The organism is Massilia sp. LXY-6 (genome assembly GCF_051233485.1).
Lineage (GTDB): Bacteria > Pseudomonadota > Gammaproteobacteria > Burkholderiales > Burkholderiaceae_D > Telluria.
On the sequence record NZ_JBKFGF010000038.1, the window covers coordinates 1 to 20,578 of the forward strand.

Genomic DNA, 20,578 nt, shown 5'->3' on the forward strand with positions numbered 1-20,578 from the left:
CGCGGCGCTGGCGGCGGGTTTCGACCACCACCTGGTCAAGCCGGTCGATCCGCGCCGGCTGGCCGAGGTCCTGGCCGAGGTGGCGCAGGAAGGCGCCGCCACGCCGGGCCGCGCGGCCTGAGATTCAGGCGGCGCGATCGTCAGCTTCATGGGCATGCTATGGCCAGTCCAGCTCGACCCAGGTCGGCGCGTGGTCGCTCGGCTTCTCGCGTCCGCGCACTTCGCGGTCGACGCCGGCGGCCTTCAGTTTCGGCGCCAGGGCGGGGCTCAGCAGCAGGTGGTCGATGCGCAGCCCGGCGTTGCGGCCGTAGGCGTCGCGGAAGTAGTCCCAGAAGGTGTAGATCACCTGGTCCGGATGGGTCGCGCGCAGCGCATCGGTCCAGCCCTGGTCGAGCAGCTTGTGGTAGGCGGCGCGGGTTTCGGGGCGGAACAGGGCGTCGTCGAGCCAGCGCTCGGGCTTGTAGACGTCGAGTTCGGTCGGCATGACGTTGTAGTCGCCGCACAGGACCACCGGCGCGCCGCTGTCGATCAGCTCCTGGGCGCGCGCGTGCAGGCGCTCGAACCAGCGCAGCTTGTACTCGAACTTCGGCCCCGGCGCCGGGTTGCCGTTGGGGAGATACAGGCAGGCGACCAGGATCCCGTTCACGGCCGCCTCGATGTAGCGGCTCTGTTCGTCTGCCGGGTCGCCCGGCAGGCCGCGCCCGACTTCCTGCGGTTCCACGCCACGCGCCAGGATGGCGACCCCGTTCCAGCTCTTCTGGCCGTGCCAGATCGGATGATAGCCGGCGGCGCGGATCTCCATTTCCGGGAATTTTTCCTGCGGCGCTTTCAGCTCCTGCAGGCAGGCGACGTCCGGCTGGGTCTCTTCCAGCCACTGCAGCAGGGCGGGCAGGCGGCTGTTGATGCCGTTGACGTTGAATGTTGCGATCCTCATCTTTCGTTTCATGCAAGGCGTCCTGGGATTATGGGCTGGGACGATCATACCTGATCAGCTTTTCGACTCGCCGGCGGCAAACGCGCGCCCGATGTACACCAGGCCAGGAACTCAGGGCCGGCCGGTCACGCGCTGCACCATCGCGTAGAGCACGGACATCTGTGCGCCGCTTTTGAGCGCATAGTTCGGATCGTATTGATTCGAGTAGCCCCACCAGTCGAAGCATGCATTCGGATTGGTCGGTCCGGGCGCGGATGACGCCACCGTGTCGGGATACACGACCACCAGATTGTTCGTGTCGGCCCACTCGTTGATGCCAGCCTCGGCGACCCAGCGGTTCCCGATCAGCGAGGCTTCTTGGAGGCAGCCATGGAGCGCGAGGACGAATCCGCAGGGTTTCCCTGCCTGGCACGCTTTCGGAACGAAGACCGTTCCCGTCGGGCTCATCGAGACACTGGACGATGCCCCGAATTCAGTTTGATCGAATGCCGACAAGCTGCCTGACAGCTTTCCGTTATTCCGGGGGTTCAAGCGTCCGAGGAACATGGTCAGCCAGGTTTTCACCGAATCGTAGGCCGCGCCGTTCACCGAGCACTTCACCATGTAGGGGCTCCCGAGCGTACCGCAGGGGAGCTCGCCGCCGGGAGATTCCCAGCCGTGGGCGGCAGGGAAGGTATTGTCGAAGCGGACGTTCGCACCATAATGCCGGTATTCCGCATCGAGATCGGCCATCTCGCGCGGATTGACGACGACATCCTGTGTGCCGGACCAGAGGTATACCGGCTGGCCCTGGAGATTCGAGGCCGGGTCGATGGTGCCGAGAGACGATTGGGCGTCGAGGTAGGCTTCGGAAGCCGCAAGCGTGCTGTTGTAGGACGCTTGGTTGGTCGGGAGCGTCTCGCCGCCACAATTTGCCAGGGCGCCGGCGGCGCCGTCGGGCCCTGCACACCAGTACACCCCGCCCGCGTAGATGGCCGCCCCTTTGAACGTCGAAGAGTGGGCGACGTGCATCTGTACCGCCGCGAAGCCCCCCGACGAAATGCCGGCGACGAAGATTTTCGCCGGGTCGATCTGGTAGCGTTGAAGCTTCGCGATCGTCGACGCGGCCTGCGTGATGGCGCTTCCCGAGGTCGCCAATGTGGTCACCGGCGACGAGCTGCCCATCGTCGTGGCATCGCCACCGCATCCGGCCACGGCGAGCGCCAGCATCGCTTGCAGTGCCAACCGTCGATTAAAACGCATTACCGTCATTGTCGTCTCCTTGACCCGGCAGAACAGCTGCGAAGACTGCGTTGCCGAGTCTCGTTTATTCACGCGTTTGCGATTTCGCAGCCTTTGCTGAAGTATATCGAGCGGCGATGTCGGGGGCCGCCCGTTAGGTCCCTGGAGGAATGGAAGGCGGCTTCATGCCCGTCGGAGCGGCCTGGCAGTGTCAGGGGAGTAGTCAAACTACATCAACTTTCCAGGTACTTGCTCCGGCAAGCCATTGCTTGTGCCGCGATTGCCGTAAACTTACTACCTCTGGCGTGGAAATTCTGGCATGCTTCTGCCTGCGGCCAGACAGGCTCGCTCACGATCACGACAACGACAACGAGACCATGAAGTTCATCATTTTCGCGGCATCCGCCTTTCTTTCCGCCAGCCCGTTCGCGCACGCCCAGAACCTTGACCGCCACTTTCTCGGCTTCAAGAACGTGGCCGGCAAAGGCTTCGAGATCGCCACCAGCGACGGCCGCTACCTGATCAAGCCCTACGCGCCGAACATCGTCGAGACCAGCTTCATCCCGAGCGCGGACGAGGGCAAGCCGGTGGCCGCTTCGCACGCCGTGGTCCTGGCTCCGGGCCAGGTGCCGCTGCAGGTCAAGGAAGACAGCGAGCGCATCGTGCTCGTCACCGAAGGCATCACCGTGACGGTGGAAAAGTCGCCGTTCCGGATCGGCTACAGCTACAAGGGCCGGCCGCTGGTGGCCGAAAAGCGCGGCTACGCGCATGCCGACAAGCTGGAATCCATCGAATTCGCGGTCGACGGCGGCGAAGCGCTGTACGGCGCCGGTTCGCGCGCGGTCGGCATGAACCGCCGCGGCTACCGCTTCCCGCTGTATAACAAGGCTTCCTACGGCTTCGCCAATCACGCCGAGCAGATGGGCTACGGGATTCCGATGGCCTTGTCGTCGAAGCGCTACGCGATCCACTTCGACAATCCGCAGGCCGGCTACCTCGACCTCGACAGCCGCAAGGACGGCACCCTGCGCTTCGAGACGATCGGCGGTCCGAAGACCTACCAGGTGGTGGCGGGCGACGACTGGGCCCAGATCATGGACGGCTACACCCGCCTGACCGGGCGCCAGCCCTTGCCGCCGCGCTGGGCCTTCGGCAATTTCGCCAGCCGCTTCGGCTACCACGACGAAGCCGAGACGCGCGCGGTCGTGAATAAATTCATCGCCGACGGCATTCCGCTGGATGCCGTGGTGCTCGACCTGTACTGGTTCGGCAAGACCGTCAAGGGCACGATGGGCAACCTGGCCTGGGACCGCGACAGCTTCCCGCACGCCGAACAGATGATGGCGGACTTCAAGCAGAAGGGCGTGCAGACGGTCCTGATTACCGAGCCCTTCATCCTGACGACGTCGAAGCGCTGGAACGAGGCGGTGCAGAAGGACGTGCTGGCGCTAGGTGCGGACGGTAAGCCGCTGGCCTACGATTTCTACTTCGGGAACACCGGCCTGGTCGACGTCTTCAGGCCGCAGGCGAAGGACTGGTTCTGGAGCATCTACAAGGGCCTGAAGGCGGGCGGCGTGGCCGGCTGGTGGGGCGACCTGGGCGAGCCGGAAGTCCATCCGGCCGAGGCGCAGCATGCGGCGGGCAGTGCCGACCAGGTCCACAACATCTACGGCCACGAGTGGGCGCGCATGATCCACGACGGCTATGCGCGCGATTATCCGGACGAGCGTCCCTTCATCCTTATGCGTTCGGGCTATTCGGGCTCGCAGCGCTTCGGCATGATCCCGTGGTCCGGCGACGTCAGCCGCGGCTGGGGCGGGCTGCAGTCGCAGATGGAAATCTCGCTGCAGATGGGGATGCAGGGCCAGGCCTGGATGCACTCCGACCTCGGCGGCTTCGCCGGCCCGGTACTGGACGACGAGTTGTACGTACGCTGGCTGCAGTACGGCGTATTCCAGCCGGTGTTCCGGCCGCACGCCCAGGAAGAGGTGGCGGCCGAGCCGGTGTTCCGCGAAGCGAAGACCAAGGCGCTGGCGCGCGAGGCGGTGCGCCTGCGCTATGCCATGCTGCCGTATAACTACACGATCGCCTTCGAGAACAGCCGTACCGGCATGCCGATGATGCGTCCGATGCTGTTCGAGGAGCCGGACGACGATGCGGCGCCGGCGATCTCGTCGACCTACCTGTGGGGTCCGAGCTTCCTGGTGGCGCCGGTGGTCGAGCCGGGCGCTGCGCGCAAGGAAGTCCACTTCCCCGACAAGGGGAGCATCTGGTTCGACTTCTACGACGACCAGCCGCACCGCGGCGGCATTACCGAAGTGGTGGCGACCGTGCCCGGCCACATTCCGACCTATGTGCGCGCCGGCGCCTTCGTGCCGCTGGCGAAGGTGGTGCAGAGCACGCGCGACTATTCGGCCCGCGCCCTGGACCTGCATTACTACCACGACGCGACGGTGACGTCGTCCGGCGGTGAACTGTACGACGACGACGGCAAGACCCCGAACGCCTACGCGGCCGGCAAATACGAGCTGGTGCGCTTCAGCAGCCGTGCGGACGCCGACCGGCTGGAGATCGGCCTGCAGCCGGAAGCCGGCGCTTCGTATGCCGCGTCGCCGCACAGTTTCGCGCTGAAGGTACACAATGTGGCGCGCAAGCCGCGTGCCGTCCAGGTCGGCGGCAAGACGCTGGCTTTCCGCTGGGACGCCAAGAAACGCCTGCTGGAGGTGGCGCTGCCTGTGCTGCGCCAGGCGCCGATGCAGGTGACGGTCGCGCTGTAAGCCCCGGTTTGGCGGCTCAGTCCGGAGGGCGCCGGCGTTCAGGCGCGCTCCGGTCTGGTGGGGGATTCGGTAAACTGGCAGGCCGAAACGCCGAAGCGATTCGATCGCACCATGAAGACCCAACTGCTGCAGGACCTCAACGAAAACAGCTCGGCGCAGGCCGGGCCGCCGCCCCCGGGCGGCGCCGCACCAGCTGCGCACACTGAACCCGCTGCGCCGGCTGCGCCAGCTGAATCCGCTGCGCCAGCTGAATCCGCTGCGCCCGCCGCACCAGCTGCGCGCACTGAACCCGCCGTGCCGCCGGTGGCCGCCGGCACGGCCGCTGCGCCGTCGCGCCCGGCGGTCTGGCATCGCCCCCAGCAAGCGCAGGCGCGGGCGGAAGCGCCGCCGCCGGTGCCGGCAGGCGATTCGACCACGCCGCGGGTGCCCGATCCGCCGCGTCCGGCGCCGCGCGATCCGGCTGCGCCGCCAACGCCGCGGAGGCAGGCCGTCCCGGCCGACACCGGGACAGTCGATCCCGCCGTTGCCGGTCCGGCACGCCCCGCCCCGATTCACATCACGCCGCCGCCCGGCGCGCATCTGTCCATCGAGCCCAAGGGATTCGCGCCACGGCCAGGTGCCTTCGACGCCACCTTGCCCCTGCCCAGGGCGGGCGGCGGTGGCGATCCCGACTGGCTCACCGAGCGCCTGGCACGCGAGGCCGCAATGCACAGCAGGTCGGAATGGAGCGGCCGCTGGTCGCGTCGCCTGGGTGCCTGGGGTGCGGCGGGTGTGCTGCTGGCCCTGCTGGCGGGCGGTGGCTTGTGGCTGTACGACCAGAGCCAGGTGGAGGGCGCGCTGGTGGTGGTGGCGAACACGAATCCGAATCCAGGGCCGGCAACGGCGACGCTGGCGGCTCCGGCGCGGCCCGGACCGGTCCGCAGTGCGCCGGCCTTGCCGACCAACACAAACCTGGCGACGACACGCACTCCCGCCGCCACGCCGCCACCGGTAACGCCGCCAGCGGCAACCCCGGCGCCGTCTTCAGTGCTCCCGGCCGACACCCGGAGCGCCGGCGGCGTGGACGCGGTGGGCGGACTGGCGGGCCCATCGACGGCCGCGGCCGCCGGCATTGAACCTACCGACAGGAAGGTGGTGCCGGTACCCATGGCGGAAGCGCCGGCCGTCACCCAGCCCAGGCACCCGCGCAGCCACGCCAAAAAACGTGCGCGGGTCGAAGCGCGCGCCGCGGAACCCGCGCGTGAGCCGTCGGCCCGCCAGCGCCGCGAAGAAACGCTGATGCAGTGCCGCGCCCACGGCTACGACGAGCGCCAGTGCCTGCAGCGCGGCTGCGAGATGACCCGCTACGGCTTCGCCTGCAAAGGCTAGGCTTACTCCGCGTGGTGCTGCTTCTCGTACTCGTCGGCCTCGGCCTTGGTGGCGTGCACGATGCCGTCCGGATGCTCGGGCGGCGTGTACAGCGTGTACAGGCGCATCGGCTCGCTCTGCGAGGTGTTGATCACGTTGTGTTCGGTGCCGGCCGGGACGACCACCGCCACGCCGTCTTCCAGCTGGTGCTCTTCGCCGTCCAGGATGGCGACGCCGGTGCCGGCTTCGACGCGGATGAACTGGTCATGGCCCGTGTGGTGTTCCATGCCGATCTCTTCGCCGGGCTGCAGGGTCATGATGACCAGCTGGCTGCGCTGGGTCGTGTAGAGGACCTCGCGGAAGTTGTTGCCTGCTAGCGTTTTTTGTTCGATGTTGATGCTGTAACCCGACATGCTTGTTCTCCAGATTGGTTCAAACCCGGACGGCCACGGCCGCCCCGCCTGATATCGATTGTATAAGAGGCGGACATTTGGCGCAGGTGGCCCGCAGGCGTGCTCTGATCATTGCAATATTGGACACATAAATTTCCCGATTACATTTTTTCGATGTCGACTGATATACTCGGGAATTTCCTGCCCAAGCTTTTCCCATGCCGAGCGACTTCAATGCCCAGCGCCGCGCCCAGTTGCTGATCGAGCGGGTGGCCGACTACGCGATCTACATGCTGAATCCCGACGGCACCGTCGCCAGCTGGAATGCCGGCGCGCGCCGCTTCAAGGGCTATGCCGAGCACGAGATCCTGGGTCAGCACTTCTCGCGCTTCTACACCGAGCAGGAGCGCGCCGCCGGCATGCCGGCGCTGGCCCTGAAGACGGCATTGGAAACCGGGCGTTTCGAAGCCGAAGGCTGGCGCGTGCGCAAGGACGGCACCCGGTTCTGGGCTTCGGTCGTGATCGACCCGATCTACGATGACGTCGGCGACCTGTTCGGCTTCGCCAAGATCACGCGCGACATCACCGACAAGAAACTGGCGCGCGATGCGCTGCGCCGCACCGAGGAGCAGTTCCGCCTGCTGATCGAGAGCGTGGTCGATTACGCGATCTACATGCTGTCGCCGGAAGGCGTGGTCACGACCTGGAACGCCGGCGCACGCAAGATCAAGGGGTATACGGCGGAGGAGATCGTCGGCAGCCATTTCAGCTGCTTCTATACCGAGGAGGACCGCCGCAACGGCCTGCCGGCCCAGATCCTGGCCAGGGCGCGCACGGATGGCCGCGCCGAAGCCGAGGGCCGGCGCGTGCGCAAGGACGGCAGCACTTTCCGTGCCAGCGTCGTGATCGACGCGATCCACGATCCGGACGGCAAGCTGGTCGGCTTCGCCAAGATCACGCGCGACATCACCGAGCGCGCCCAGCTCGAGGATGCGCGCGAAGCCCTGCAGCATGCGCAACGCCTGGAAGCGGTCGGCAAGCTGACCGGTGGCGTCGCCCACGACTTCAACAACATCCTGCAGGTCATCGGCGGCAGCCTGCAGCTCCTGAGCGGCACGGTGGCGGGCATCCCGGCTGCGCAGCGCTACCTGTCGATGGCGCTGACCGCCGTCGACCGCGGCGGCAAGCTCGCGGCCCAGCTGCTCGCCTTCGCGCGCCGCCAGCCGTTGCAGCCGGTGGTGCTGAACGCCGGCCGGGTGGTGCGCGGCCTCGAAGACCTGGTGCAGCGCGCGGTCGGCGAGACGGTCGAGGTCGAGACCGCGGTCTCGGCCTCGCTGTGGAACACGCTGGTCGACCCGCACCAGCTCGAGAACGTGGTGCTGAACCTGGCCATCAATGCGCGCGACGCCATGCCGGACGGCGGCAAGCTGACCATCGAGCTGTCGAATACCATGCTGGACGACAGCTACGTCAGCGCCGCGCACGAGGTACCGCCCGGCCAGTACGTGCTGCTGGCGATCAGCGATACCGGCACCGGCATGGTGCCCGAGGTGCTGGCGCGCGCGGTCGAACCCTTCTTCACGACCAAGGGCGAAGGGCAGGGCACGGGCCTGGGCCTGTCGATGGCCTTCGGCTTCGTCAAGCAGAGCGGCGGCCACTTCCGCATCTACAGCGAAGTCGGGCACGGCACCACGATCAAGGCGTATTTCCCGCGCACCCTGGAGAGCGAGCAGCTGCTGCCCGAGCCGAACGCCGGCGAAGCGCGCGGCGGTACCGAGACCATCCTGGTGGTCGAGGACGACCCCAACGTGCAGGCGACCGTGGTCGGGATGCTGGGCGACCTGGGCTACCACGTGCTGCGCGCCGATAATGCCGAGATGGCGCTGGCGGTGCTGCGCGCCGGGGTGCGCTGCGACCTGCTGTTCACCGACGTGGTCATGCCCGGCCCGGTCAAGAGCACCGAGCTGGCGCGCCAGGCGAAGATGTTGCTGCCGAGCCTGAAGGTGCTGTACACCTCCGGCTACACGCAGAACGCGATCATCCACGGCGGCCGCCTCGATCCGGGCGTGGAACTGCTCAGCAAGCCGTATCGGCGCGAAAAGCTGGCCAGCAAGGTCCGCCAGATTCTCGGCGGCCAGGCTGCGCAGGCACCGGCACGGGCGCCGAAGCCGCCGCGCGCCGCGCAGGCTCCGGAGCAAGGGAAGCGCGTGCTGCTGATCGAAGACGATGCCCAGGCCCGCGAGCTGTACCGCGACATCCTGCAGGCGGCCGGCTACGGCGTGGCGGAAGCGCCCAGCGCGGCCGAAGCGCTGGACATGCTGGCCCGCGAACGCATCGACGTCGCGGTGGTCGACTACAGCCTGCCCGACCTCGACGGCCTGAGCCTGGCGCGCCGCATCGCCGCCGCCCATCCCGGGGTGGCGCTGGTGTTCGCCTCCGGCTACGGCAGCCTGGTGGCCGGCGCGACCGACCTCGCGGTGCGGGTCCTGACCAAACCCTTCACCGACCTGCAATTGAAGGAAGCGGTGCTGGCGGCCGTCGCCTCCCGGTAAGTGTGACGCGGGACGCGCAGGATTGTTTGCAATCTTGCGCCACGTAAAAATTGTCCGTGCTAACCTTTCTTTGCAGAAACTTCACAGAAAGGACAGGCGTGCAATCCCAAGTCAAAGATTCCGTGATGGAGGCAATCGGCGAAACGCCCGTGGTCAGGCTCGGGCGGATCTTTCCCGGTGCGGACGTGGTAGCCAAGCTGGAGTACATGAACCCCGGCGGCAGCATCAAGGACCGGATGGTGCGGCACATGCTGCGCCACATGCCGCAGGGCACGGTCCACGTGGTCGAAAGCTCGTCCGGCAATACCGGCGCCGCGCTCGCCATGGCCAGCGCCGTGCTGGGCCTGCGCTGCGACGTTACCGTGCCGGACACCACCAGCTGTGAAAAGATCAAGCGGATCAAGGCCTACGGCGCCACCGTCCACCCCTGCGCGCCCGACCACGGCGAATCGGCGCACGGCTACCACGCGGTGGCCGAGCGCCTCGCGCGCGAGCACGACGCCCACTATCTCGACCAGTATTCCACCTCGCTGAACCGTGAAGCCCATTACCGCGATACCGGCCCCGAGCTGTGGCGCCAGCTGGCCGGCGAGATCGACGTGTTCGTCTGCGGCATCGGCTCGGGCGGCACCATCTCCGGCATCGGCCGCTATCTGAAGGAACGTGATGCGCGCGTGCGGGTGATCGGCGTCGAACCGCCGAACTCGGCCTACCGCAAACTGGTGACCGACCAGCCCGCGGACGGACCGTTCGGCACCAGGATCGAGGGCGTCGGCAAGCGCCAGGCATCAAGCAGCTTCGACCCGGCCGTGGTGGACGATGTGGTGCAGGTGCCGGACGAGGATGCGCTGGCCTGGTGCAAGCGCCTGGCGTGCGAGGAGGGCATCCTGGCGGGCGGCTCCAGCGGCTGCGTCGCGGCCGGCATCGCCGCGCTGCTGCCGCGCGTGCGCGGATTGCGCGTCGCCACCGTGTTCCCGGATTCGGGTGCCTACTACCTGTCGAAGTATTTTTGACGCTCAGCCGATACTGACAAATTCCGGACGGCATGCTTATACTGGGGGTTTTATCTTTCCGATAAGGAAACCACGTGAGCCCCATGTCCCGCCGTCCTGTTTCGATCATCGCACTGTCGCTGTCCCTCGCGTTCGGCGTCGCCGCCGGCAATCCCGCCATCGCGGCCGATGCGCCGGCCGCCCAGCGCGACCTGCGCGCCAGCTACACCAAGTACGAGTACCGCATCCCGATGCGCGACGGCAGCAAATTGTTCACGGTGGTCTACGTGCCGAAGGACGGCTCGAAGAGCTATCCCTTCCTGGTCAACCGCACGCCGTACAGCGCGGGCGTGGTTGCGGACGGCGAGCTGCACTACGGCGAAGACTGGTTCCCGGCGGCGATCGGCCCGTCGAAGGAATTCGAGGACGCCGGCTATATCTTCGTCAAGCAGGACGTGCGCGGCCGCTACATGTCCGAGGGTAAATGGCAGGAGATGACGCCGCACCTGAAGGCGCAGCGCGCCGCCGGCGAAGGCCAGGAAAGCCAGGACATGGCCGACACCATGGAATGGCTGCTCAAGCACGTCCCCAACAACAACGGCAAGGCCGGCATCTACGGCATCAGCTATCCGGGCTTCTACACCTCGGCCAGCATCATCGACTCGCACCCGTCGATCAAGGCGGCCTCGCCGCAGGCCCCGGTGACCGACCTGTACATGGGCGACGATTCCTACCACGGCGGCGCGTTCATGCTGGCGTCGAACTTCGGCTTTTATGCCAACTTCGTCGAGCAGCAGAACCCGACCGCCGGCCCGAAGAGCCGCGCGAGTTTCGACTACGGCGCCGCCGACGCCTATGACTTCTTCCTGAAGCACCAGACCATGCCGAACATCCTGGCCACGCTGGACGACAAGCAGCGCGCCTACCTGGCGCCGACCATCGAGCACGACACCTACGACCAGTTCTGGCAGACGCGCGACATCTCGCGCCACCTGAAGGGCGTGAAGGCGGCGGTGCTGTCGGTGGGCGGCTGGTTCGACGCCGAAGACCCGCAAGGCCCGTTCACGACCTACCACGCGGTCAAGAAGTACAACCCGACCACCTTCAGCGGCCTGGTGATCGGCCCCTGGGTGCACGGCGGCTGGGCGCGCTACGACGGCCAGCAGCTCGGCCAGGTACGCTTCGACAGCAAGACCGGCGACTACTTCCGAACACAGATCCAGTTCCCGTTCTTCGAGCAGCACCTGAAAGGCGTGAAGCCGGCCAGGGCGATCGCCGAGGTGACCGTGTTCGAGACCGGCTCGAATACCTGGCGCCAGTACGCCGCCTGGCCCCCGGTCCAGGCCAAGCCGCGCATGCTGTACTTCGCGCCGGGCGGGAAGCTCAGCTGGACCCAGCCTGCGTCCGGCGCGCAGTCCGGCGCCGATTATGACGAGTATGTATCCGATCCGAAGAAGCCGGTGCCCTACATTGGCTACGCCTCCACCGGCGTGCCGCAGGAGTACATGGTGTCCGACCAGCGCTTCGCCGCCACCCGCCCGGACGTGCTGGTCTACCAGAGCGAGGTGCTGGAAGACGACGTCACCATCGCCGGCCCGGTCACGCCGAAACTGTTCGTCTCGACCACCGGCACGGATGCCGACTGGGTCGTCAAGCTGATCGACGTCTACCCGGCCGAGTACCCCGAAGGCGAGCGGCCGGCGCGCGGCAAGGACGTCGGCGCGCCGCACCCGTCCCTGGCCGGCTACCAGCAGCTGGTGCGCGGCAATCCGCTGCGCGGCAAGTTCCGCAACAGCTTCGAGAAGCCGGAGCCCTTCGTGCCGGGCAAGGTCGAGGCGATCAGCTACCACCTGGGCGACATCAACCACAGCTTCCGGCGCGGCCACCGCATCATGGTGCAGGTGCAGAGCTCCTGGTTCCCGCTGATCGACCTGAACCCGCAGACTTTCATGTCGATCCCGAAGGCCAGGCCGGAAGACTTCAAGGCCGCGACGCAGCGCGTCTACCACGCGGCCCAGACCCCGTCCGGGCTGCAGCTGCTGGTGATGCCGGCGCATTGAGGCGGGCGCCTGCGGACCGGGCGGCCCGCGCGGCGCCGTTCGGTTAGAATGCCATCGCGGGTGTACGCCCGCGATCAACGATCACTTACCGATTCATCGCCACCCCTCCGGACTGCTTTCCCCCGTGCTTATCCGCCCGACTTCTTCCTTCGCGACCCGCGTTGCACCCTACCTGCTTGCGCTGATCGGCGTACTCGCCGCCGCTGCCGTGCGCTTCCAGATGGGGCCGGTGGTGGGCGGCACCATTCCGGTGGTGATCTTCACGGTTCCGGTCATCCTGGTGGCACTGTACGGAGGCTTCGCGCCGGGCATCTTCGCGACGCTCTGCAGTGCGCTGATCAGCGACTACCTGTTCATCGAGCCGGTCCAGCAGCTGGGCCTGGAGACGCCGGCCAGCATGGTGGTGATGTCCAGCTTCCTGGTGATCGGCGTCACGATCAGCTATTTCGGCCATCGCGTGAAGGCGCTGCAGGTCCGGCTGGCGGAGCAGGCCGGCAAGCTCGCCGAGGCCAATCGCGAGCTCGAAGAGGGCAGCCGCCGCAAGGACGAATTCCTGGCCATGCTGGCGCACGAACTGCGCAATCCGCTGGCCGGCATCAGCACCGCCGCCGAATTGCTGAAGCTCGGGCGCGGCACGCAGGAGCGCGTGGCGCAAACGGGCGAGGTCATCGGCCGGCAGGTGCGCCACATGACCAAACTGGTCGACGACCTGCTCGACGTCTCGCGCGTGACGCGCGGCCTGGTCATGATCGACAAGAAGCCGGTCGACCTCAAGGAAGCGCTGCATGGCGCGATCGAACAGGTGAGGACCTCGATCGCATCGAAGCGGCAAGCGCTGGACGTGCGCCTGCCCGACGGCGAGGTCTACGTATGCGGCGATCGGATCCGGCTCACCCAGGTCATCAGCAACCTGGTGGGCAATGCCAGCAAGTACAGCCCGGAGGGCAGGGCGATCGACATCGAGCTGAGAGTCCTTCCCGCCAGGGTGGAACTGGAGGTCGCCGACGAAGGCCAGGGTATCGAGGCGGGCCTGCTGCCGCATGTGTTCGACCTGTTCGTGCAGGCCGAGCGCACCCCCGACCGCTCCCAGGGCGGCCTGGGCATCGGGCTGGCGCTGGTCAAGCGCATCGTCGAGCTGCACGGCGGCAGCGTGGCCGTGCATAGCGGCGGGCGCGGATGCGGCAGCCGCTTCACGATCGGCCTGCCGCGTCTCGAACAGTCCCGCTCCAGCGAAGGACCGGCGGCGGCCATGCCGGCCGTGCGCCCCGCGCCGCCGGCGATGCGTATCCTGGTCGTCGACGACAACCGGGATGCGGCCGATACCGTGGCGCTGCTGCTCGATGCCGCCGGCCATACGGTGTTCGTCGAATACGATGCCAAAGCGGCCCTCGCGCGCGCCGCGGCCGAACGGCTGGACGCGGTCATCCTCGACATCGGCCTGCCGGAGCAGGATGGGCGGGAGCTGTGCCGGATCCTGAAGGCCAGCGCGCACCTGGCGGACGCGGTCTTCATCGCCCTGTCGGGTTATGGCCAGGAGCAGGACCTGCAGCGCTCGCGGGAGGCCGGCTTCGACCGTCACCTGGTGAAGCCGGTCGATATCGGCGAACTGATGCAAGCCCTCGCGGCCAGGCCGCCCGGCATGCGCGCGCGCCGTCAAGGCGCTTTCTGATGGAGTCAAGGATGAGCAGCATGAACCGACGCGTAGCGGTCGAACTGAGCAAGGCCTACCGCCTGATGAACCATGGCCCGACCGTGATCGTCACCAGCCACCACGGCGGGCGCTCCAACATCATGTCGGCGGCCTGGTCGATGCCGCTCGACTTCGACCCGCCCAAGGTGGCGGTCGTGATCGACAAGTCGACCTTCTCGCGCGGGCTGATCGAAGCGTCGGGCGAGTTCGTGCTGAACATCCCCTCGCGCGAGCTGGCCCGGCTGACCCTGGACGTCGGCAGCGCCTCGGGCAGCGAGGTCGACAAGTTCGCGGCCTACGGCATCGCAAGCGCGGCGGGCGCCGTCGTCAAGGCGCCGCTGGTCGAGGGCTGCCTGGGCTGGCTGGAGTGCCGCCTGATTCCGGAACCCCACATCCAGCAGGCCTACGACCTGTTCCTGGGCGAGGTGGTGGCCGCCTGGGCCGACCCGGAGGTGTTCGACGGCGCGCACTGGAAGGTGGAGGCGGGCGGCAAGCGCAGCATCCATTACGTGGCGGGCGGACACTTCTTCGAGATCGGCGCCCCGTTTAATGCCGGCGACGCCGGCAGCGGCGAATGATCCGTAGTCGTCAGCGCTGGCGCCCGATCCTTTGCAGCTCGGCGCCGCGCCGGGCGGTCAGCAGGGGCTTGAGCGCGTCGGCGCAGAAGCCGCCCATCGCCCCACTGGTGATGTCGTCGCACAGGTCGAAGGGCTGACCCGGCCGCTGCCCTGTCTGCCCCGCTCGGGTTCACGCAGTCCGGGTTCGAGTCAATCGATGAGCAAAGGCGCGCGGGCTCTTCATGCCACCTGATGGTTCAGCACTTCCGCAAGCCGCGCCACCAGGTTCTCGCGCGCTTCGGTCGCGTGATGCTCGGACATCTCGGCCGCCCGCGCGACGTCGCCCTCGGCGATCGCCTTCGCCATCGCCTCGTGCTCGTCCCAGATCGATTCGCGCTGCATGGCCGACTGCAGCACCGCGCCCATCACGCGCCGCAGGTGCACCCAGTGGAACTGGGTCGTCTCGAAGATCAGCGGATTGCCCGATGCCTTGTAGATCGCCATGTGGAAGGCGATGTCGGCGTCGATCATCGCCTTCACGTCCTTGCCGCGCGCCGCTTTGCGGCCGGCGGCGATGATGCCGGGATCGATGCTCGCCTTACGTTCGGCGGCGAGCCGTGCCGCCAGCGTGTCGAGTGCGCCGCGCACCTGGTACAGGTTGCCGATCCATTGCGGATCCAGCTCCGCGACCAGCAGGCCGCGGCCCGGCGCATCCTTCACCAGCCCGTCCTTCTTCAGCAGCCGCAGCGCCTGCAGGACGGGGGAGCGCGACACGTCCATCTGCTCGGCGATTTCTTCCTGCGTGATGCGGGTGCCGGGCGGTAGCGAACCGTCGCTGATGGCGTCCAGCAGGGATTGGTAGACCTGATCGACGAGGTCCGGGCGTGCCTGGATTTTCGAAAATTTGTTGAGCATGTGTTCACCTTTGTATTCAGTATACGTGAGGCTGATCCAAAGTCAATTTCCGCGCTCGACCATACGAATGCGCCGCACACGACAGAAAATAGTGGTTGACATTCGGCGCGGACGCGCCAAGAATGTACTCTGTATACAGAATACGGAGTGCGCGCCAAAAGCCCAGGCGACGAATATTTTCCAGAGGAGACGATAGATGAACACCCGCGACAAGACCGCAGAAGCAGCCAGCCAGCCGGTCGCCAAGAAGCTGATTCCCTTCGGCGGCTATTACGCCAACAAGATCCCGGGCCACGATCCGGAACTGACCGAAGTCGGCCCCGGCACCCCGATGGGCGAATACATGCGCCGCTTCTGGCATCCGGTCTGCATGTCGATGGAGCTGACCGACACCCCGCACTTCCTGAAGATCCTCGGCGAGGAACTGGTGGCATTCCGCGACGGCCTGGGTCGCATCGGCCTGCTGCACGCCCACTGCGTGCACCGCGGCGCCTCGCTGGAATACGGTGCGATCCAGGAGAAGGGCATCATGTGCTGCTACCACGGCATGGTGTTCGACGTCGACGGCAGTTGCCTGCACGTGCCCTTCCCGAAGGGCGAGGAAAAGGAAGCCGAGAAGTACGCCTGCTCGATCAAGCAGGGCGCCTATAAAGCCTTCGAGCGCAACGGCCTGGTGTTCGCCTACATGGGCCCGCCGGAAGACGAGCCGCCTTTCCCCGAGTGGGAAGGCAATTTCACGGTGGCCGAAGGCGACGAGCTGGTCCCCTATAGTAACTTCCAGCACTGTAACTGGCTGCAGGTGCAGGACAACGCTGCAGACAATTTCCACCCGACCGCGCTGCACGCCGCCAAGAACGTCGTCAACAAGCAGTTCCAGGGCACCACCTTCGACGAAGTGGGCGCCGCCTCGATGGAAGTGGCGCCGGACATGCAGTTCGTCCCGATCCAGGGTGGCCGCGGCCTGGCCTGCGCCGGCGCGCGCCGCGTGAACAAGGACAAGCTGTTCGTGCGGGTCCAGCATCAGGTGCTGCCGAACCTGAGCCTGCACGCCTACACCTCGGAAGACGGCTCCAGCAAGAAGCTGTTCAGCCGCTTCCACATCGTCCGCTGGACCGTGCCGGTCGACGATGTCAACAGCAAGATGATCGGCTGGCGCGTGATGGGCCCAGGCATCGACACGCGTGGCGTGGGCAACAAGCAGATGGTGGGCTACGAGACCATCGACTTCCTCGAGGGCCAGGTGGCGATGCGCCGCCCGGAGCGCTTCGGCAAGTACAAGCTGGAGGACATGCCGCCGATCTCCTCCGACCACCGCGCCCGCGAGAATTACAAGGAGTGCCAGTACGCGCCGGGTGACTACGAAGCCATCATCAGCCAGCGTCCGATCGCCGTGCACGCGCTGGAGAACCCGACCAAGTTCGACGCCGGCGTATTCCTGTTCCGGAAGATGCTGCGCGACGCCGTCCGCGGCAGCAATCCGGCTGCCGGTCCCGAGCAGTTCGCTGCCTGGCTGCGCGAGAACGGCGCCGCGCCGAACAGCTACTGCTCGGGCAACGTGCTGGAGGTGCCGGAAGGCGAGACCGTCGAGGAAGAAGTGGCGCGCCGCCGCCACGTGACGCGCCAGATCGTCGCCATCCTGACCCAGAGCGAGAGCATGAAGGGTGACGAACGCGCCGCCTTCGTGCGCCAGAAATTCGACGAGCTGGAACAGTCGACCAAAAAGTAAGCGAGCCGTGAGACAGCCATGGAAATGACCCAGACCCATATCATCAGCCGGGAACAGACGCGCCTTTCCCTGCTGGTGCGCCAGATCCGCTTCGAAGCGAGCGGCATCAACTCGTACGAGCTGGTGCACCCGCAGGGCGAGGAGCTGCCGCCTTTCAGCGCCGGCGCCCACATCGACATCCATTTGCCGAACGGGATGACGCGCCAGTACTCGCTGTGCAATTCGCCGGCCGAGCGGCACCGTTACGTGATCGCCGTGCTGCGCGACGAAAAAGGGCGCGGGGGCTCCAAGGCCCTGCATGACGCCCTGCGCGTGCAGGACCTGGCGCTGGTGAGCCAGCCGCGCAACAACTTCGCACTGGTGCCGGAGGCGAACAAGGTGATCCTGCTGGCCGGCGGCATCGGCGTCACGCCGCTGAAGTCGATGGCGCATGCGCTGGATACGGCCGGCATCCCCTTCGAGCTGCACTACTGTGCCCGCAATCCCGGCTGCGCCGCGTTCAGGGAAGAACTCGGCATGGCCTGGACCCACGGGAAGCTGGTGCATCACTTCGACCATGGCAAGCCGGAGCAGGGTCTCGACATCGCCGGCCTGCTGCGCGAACCGGAACAAGGCACGCACCTGTTCTACTGCGGCCCGGCCGGCTTCATGAAGGCCTGCGCCGAAGCGTCCGGCCACTGGCCGGCCGGCACCGTCCACTTCGAACACTTCAAGGCGCCCGAACCGGCGCCGAGCGCGCAGGCCCTGGAGCCGGGCGCCTTCATGGTGAAGATCGCCAGCAGCGGCGCCATGCTCGAGGTCCCGCCGGACCGCAGCATCGCCGACGTGCTCGAGCAGAACAACATCCGCATCGAGACCTCCTGCCAGGCCGGCCTGTGCGCGACCTGCAAGATCCGCTACCTCGAGGGCGAAGTCGACCACCGCGACTACATCCTCGGCGACGACGAACATGGCCAGTTCCTGACGGCCTGCGTCTCGCGCGCCACCAGCCCGGTGCTGCTGCTCGACCTCTGACCCTTTCACGACCAAGACTACAAGGAGACACGCATGCTGGACAAAGTAAAGCAATTCGCCCCCGTGGAGGCGGAGCGCATCGCGAAGGCGCGACAGGACGCGCAGCGATCGATCTACCATCCGCGCCAGGCCGGCGTCATCTATCCCGAGATCCCGTCCTTCGACGACCCAGCCCGGGAGCGCCGCCACCGCAAGGAGCGCCTGGTCGCCGCCTGCCGGGCCTTCGCCCAGCACGGTTTCGACTACGGTTTCGCCGGCCACCTGACGGTGCGCGACCCCGAGCATCCGGAGCTGTACTGGACCAATCCGATGTGCGTCCATTTCTCGCAGGTGAAGGTGTCGAACCTGATCCTGGCCGACCACCAGGGCCGCGTGGTCGAGGGCGAGTACGCGATCAACCGTGCCGGCTTCGTGCTGCACGCGGCGGTGCACGAGGCGCACCCACGCATCGTCGCCATGTGCCATGCGCACACCGTGTATGGCACCGCGTTCGCCGCGCTCGGCCGCCCGCTCGATCCGATCAGCCAGGACGCCGCCGCCTTCTTCGAAGACCATGTGGTGATCAAGGACGAAGCGGGCCAGGTGGCGGTGGAAGAAAAGGCGGGACACTCGGTGTGCGACTGGTTCAAGGACGTGAAGGCGGCCATCCACCAGAACCACGGTCTGCTGACCGCAAGCCGCCACAGCATCGAGTCGGCCGCGTTCTGGTTCATCGCGCTCGAACGCTGCTGCCAGCAGCAGTTGATGGTCGAAGCGACCGGGATCAAGCCGGTGATGGTGCCGCCCGACCGCTCGCGCTACAGCCGCGAGCATGTCGGCAGCGAATACATCGGCTGGCTGCACTTCCAGCCGATTTTTGACCAGTTGGCAAAAACGCAGCCCGATATGTTTGATTGAGGTTTGATTAGCTATCCCGCTGCTCCATTGTTTCACACCGCCACCCACCGGCGGTGACACAGGGACGACAGACCACGGAAGCGGCATCCACGAGGTGCCGCCGTAACCGGGCGCGTTCCACCATTAAATCTGGAGACAAACAATGCTGAGCTCAACCAAAGTCGCAGTTGGCGCAACGACGATCGACGAGGCTTCGAAAGCCTATTCGAAGGTCGCCTGGCGCCTGTTGCCGTTTCTGTTCCTATGCTACGTCTTCGCCTATCTCGACCGCGTCAACGTCGGCTTCGCGAAGCTTCAAATGATGTCCGACCTCGGCCTTAGCGAGGCCGTCTACGGCATGGGCGCCGGGGTGTTCTTCGCCGGCTACCTCATGTTCGAAGTCCCCAGCAACATCGTGATGCTGAAGGTGGGCGCCCGCAAGTGGATCACCCGCATCATGGTGACCTGGGGCCTGATCTCGGCCGCGATGATGCTTGTGTCGACCCCGGCCAGTTTCTACGCGCTGCGCTTCCTGCTGGGCGTGGCCGAAGCCGGCTTCTTCCCGGCCATCCTGCTGTATTTGACCTATTGGTTCCCGGCCGGCCGCCGCGGCAAGGTGACGGCGCTGTTCATGACCGGCATCCCGATGTCGGGCGTGATCGGCGGTCCGCTGTCCGGCCTGATCATGGGCACGATGGACAAGGTGGGCGGCTACCATGCCTGGCAGTGGGTGTTCGTGCTGGAGGCCATCCCGACCATCATCCTCGGCTGCATGGCCTGGTTCTACCTGGACGACAAAGTGTCGGACGCCAGGTGGCTGAACGACAGCGAGAAGTCGCTGATCGAGCATGAGCTCAGCCAGGACAAGCAGGGCACGCACCTGCATTCGCTGCGCGACGGCCTGGTGAATCCGCGCGTCTGGCTGTTAAGCAGCATCTACCTGTTCTACACGATGGGCCTGTACGGCATCAGTTTCTGGCTGCCGACCATCATCAAGGCCAGCGGCGTGCAGAACGCTTTCGACATCGGCATGCTGACTTCGATCCCGTACGCGGCGGCGACCGTCACCATGATCCTGGTCGGGCGCAGCTCGGACTTCCGTCGCGAACGGCGCTGGCACCTGGCGCTGGCAGGCGTGGCCGGCGCGATCGGCCTGAGCTGGAGCGCGGCCTACGCCGACAACACCGCGATCGCGATGCTGGCGCTGACCCTGGCGACGATGGGCATCATTACCACGATCTCGCAGTTCTGGCTGCTGCCGCCGGCCGTCCTCAGCGGCGCCGCGGCCGCTGCCGGCATCGCGCTCGCGAACTCGGTCGGCAGCGTGTCCGGCATGGTGGCGCCGTACATGCTGGGCGTGGTCAAGACCATGACCAACAGTACGAATGCCGGCGTGATAGCAATCGCAGTGTGCCTGCTGATCGGTTGTGTGCTGACGTTTGCGCTGCCGGCCAAGGCGGTCAATCCCAAGTAAGCGGCCTGGCCGCGGGGCCGCCAGGCCCCGCGGTCGCGATTCCTGCGGCGC

15 protein-coding genes are annotated in these 20,578 nt (G+C 66.6%); 11 read left to right on the forward strand and 4 right to left on the reverse strand.

Annotation, left to right across the window (positions count from 1 at the left end):
* Positions 1-157: 157 nt before the first annotated feature.
* Both xth and ACI48D_RS16850 read right to left on the reverse strand, forming a co-directional pair.
* Positions 158-934 (reverse strand): exodeoxyribonuclease III, encoded by a 777-nt coding sequence (gene xth / locus ACI48D_RS16845; RefSeq protein ID WP_435572392.1) that lies wholly within the window; start codon positions 932-934, stop codon positions 158-160.
* A 111-nt stretch (positions 935-1,045) separates the two neighbouring features.
* On the reverse strand, positions 1,046-2,185 hold the full coding sequence (locus ACI48D_RS16850; RefSeq protein WP_435572393.1) for an extracellular catalytic domain type 2 short-chain-length polyhydroxyalkanoate depolymerase: 1,140 nt from the start codon (positions 2,183-2,185) through the stop codon (positions 1,046-1,048).
* Between the two features lie 347 nt (positions 2,186-2,532).
* On the opposite strand from ACI48D_RS16850, the gene ACI48D_RS16855 reads away from it, so the two are divergent.
* On the forward strand, positions 2,533-4,932 hold the full coding sequence (locus tag ACI48D_RS16855) for a TIM-barrel domain-containing protein (protein WP_435572394.1): 2,400 nt from the start codon (positions 2,533-2,535) through the stop codon (positions 4,930-4,932).
* A 633-nt stretch (positions 4,933-5,565) separates the two neighbouring features.
* Entirely contained in the window at positions 5,566-6,300 is a 735-nt protein-coding gene (locus tag ACI48D_RS16860; RefSeq protein ID WP_435572395.1) for a hypothetical protein, read from the forward strand.
* A 2-nt stretch (positions 6,301-6,302) separates the two neighbouring features.
* Here the strand turns inward: ACI48D_RS16860 and ACI48D_RS16865 are convergent, their stop codons facing one another.
* The gene (locus ACI48D_RS16865; protein WP_435572396.1) at positions 6,303-6,692 is read right to left on the reverse strand and encodes a cupin domain-containing protein; all 390 of its coding nucleotides are present in this window, start codon (positions 6,690-6,692) and stop codon (positions 6,303-6,305) included.
* Between the two features lie 197 nt (positions 6,693-6,889).
* Here ACI48D_RS16865 and ACI48D_RS16870 point away from each other — a divergent pair, with 197 nt between their 5' ends.
* The 5 genes from ACI48D_RS16870 to ACI48D_RS16890 all read left to right on the forward strand — a co-directional run bounded on the left by ACI48D_RS16870 (position 6,890) and on the right by ACI48D_RS16890 (position 14,543).
* The gene (locus ACI48D_RS16870; RefSeq protein WP_435572397.1) at positions 6,890-9,223 is read left to right on the forward strand and encodes a PAS domain S-box protein; all 2,334 of its coding nucleotides are present in this window, start codon (positions 6,890-6,892) and stop codon (positions 9,221-9,223) included.
* A 98-nt stretch (positions 9,224-9,321) separates the two neighbouring features.
* A complete protein-coding gene (locus tag ACI48D_RS16875; RefSeq protein WP_435572398.1) occupies positions 9,322-10,236 on the forward strand; it encodes a PLP-dependent cysteine synthase family protein in 915 nt (304 codons plus the stop codon).
* 83 nt (positions 10,237-10,319) lie between these two features.
* Positions 10,320-12,275 (forward strand): CocE/NonD family hydrolase, encoded by a 1,956-nt coding sequence (locus ACI48D_RS16880; protein ID WP_435572410.1) that lies wholly within the window; start codon positions 10,320-10,322, stop codon positions 12,273-12,275.
* Between the two features lie 124 nt (positions 12,276-12,399).
* Complete coding sequence (locus ACI48D_RS16885) at positions 12,400-13,944, forward strand: ATP-binding response regulator (protein WP_435572399.1); 1,545 nt, start codon at positions 12,400-12,402, stop codon at positions 13,942-13,944.
* 20 nt (positions 13,945-13,964) lie between these two features.
* Positions 13,965-14,543, forward strand: a complete 579-nt coding sequence (locus tag ACI48D_RS16890; RefSeq protein ID WP_435572400.1) for a flavin reductase family protein — start codon at positions 13,965-13,967, stop codon at positions 14,541-14,543.
* Between the two features lie 219 nt (positions 14,544-14,762).
* On the opposite strand, the gene ACI48D_RS16895 is transcribed toward ACI48D_RS16890, so the two are convergent.
* Entirely contained in the window at positions 14,763-15,437 is a 675-nt protein-coding gene (locus ACI48D_RS16895) for a GntR family transcriptional regulator (protein ID WP_435572401.1), read from the reverse strand.
* A 196-nt stretch (positions 15,438-15,633) separates the two neighbouring features.
* On the opposite strand from ACI48D_RS16895, the gene ACI48D_RS16900 reads away from it, so the two are divergent.
* The 4 genes from ACI48D_RS16900 to ACI48D_RS16915 all read left to right on the forward strand — a co-directional run bounded on the left by ACI48D_RS16900 (position 15,634) and on the right by ACI48D_RS16915 (position 20,527).
* On the forward strand, positions 15,634-17,163 hold the full coding sequence (locus ACI48D_RS16900) for a Rieske 2Fe-2S domain-containing protein (RefSeq protein WP_435572402.1): 1,530 nt from the start codon (positions 15,634-15,636) through the stop codon (positions 17,161-17,163).
* 18 nt (positions 17,164-17,181) lie between these two features.
* Positions 17,182-18,177, forward strand: coding sequence for a PDR/VanB family oxidoreductase (locus ACI48D_RS16905; protein WP_435572403.1), 996 nt, complete (start codon positions 17,182-17,184; stop codon positions 18,175-18,177).
* A gap of 33 nt (positions 18,178-18,210) precedes the next feature.
* The gene (locus tag ACI48D_RS16910) at positions 18,211-19,074 is read left to right on the forward strand and encodes a class II aldolase/adducin family protein (protein ID WP_435572404.1); all 864 of its coding nucleotides are present in this window, start codon (positions 18,211-18,213) and stop codon (positions 19,072-19,074) included.
* Between the two features lie 142 nt (positions 19,075-19,216).
* A complete protein-coding gene (locus tag ACI48D_RS16915; RefSeq protein WP_435572405.1) occupies positions 19,217-20,527 on the forward strand; it encodes an MFS transporter in 1,311 nt (436 codons plus the stop codon).
* Positions 20,528-20,578 lie beyond the last annotated feature (51 nt).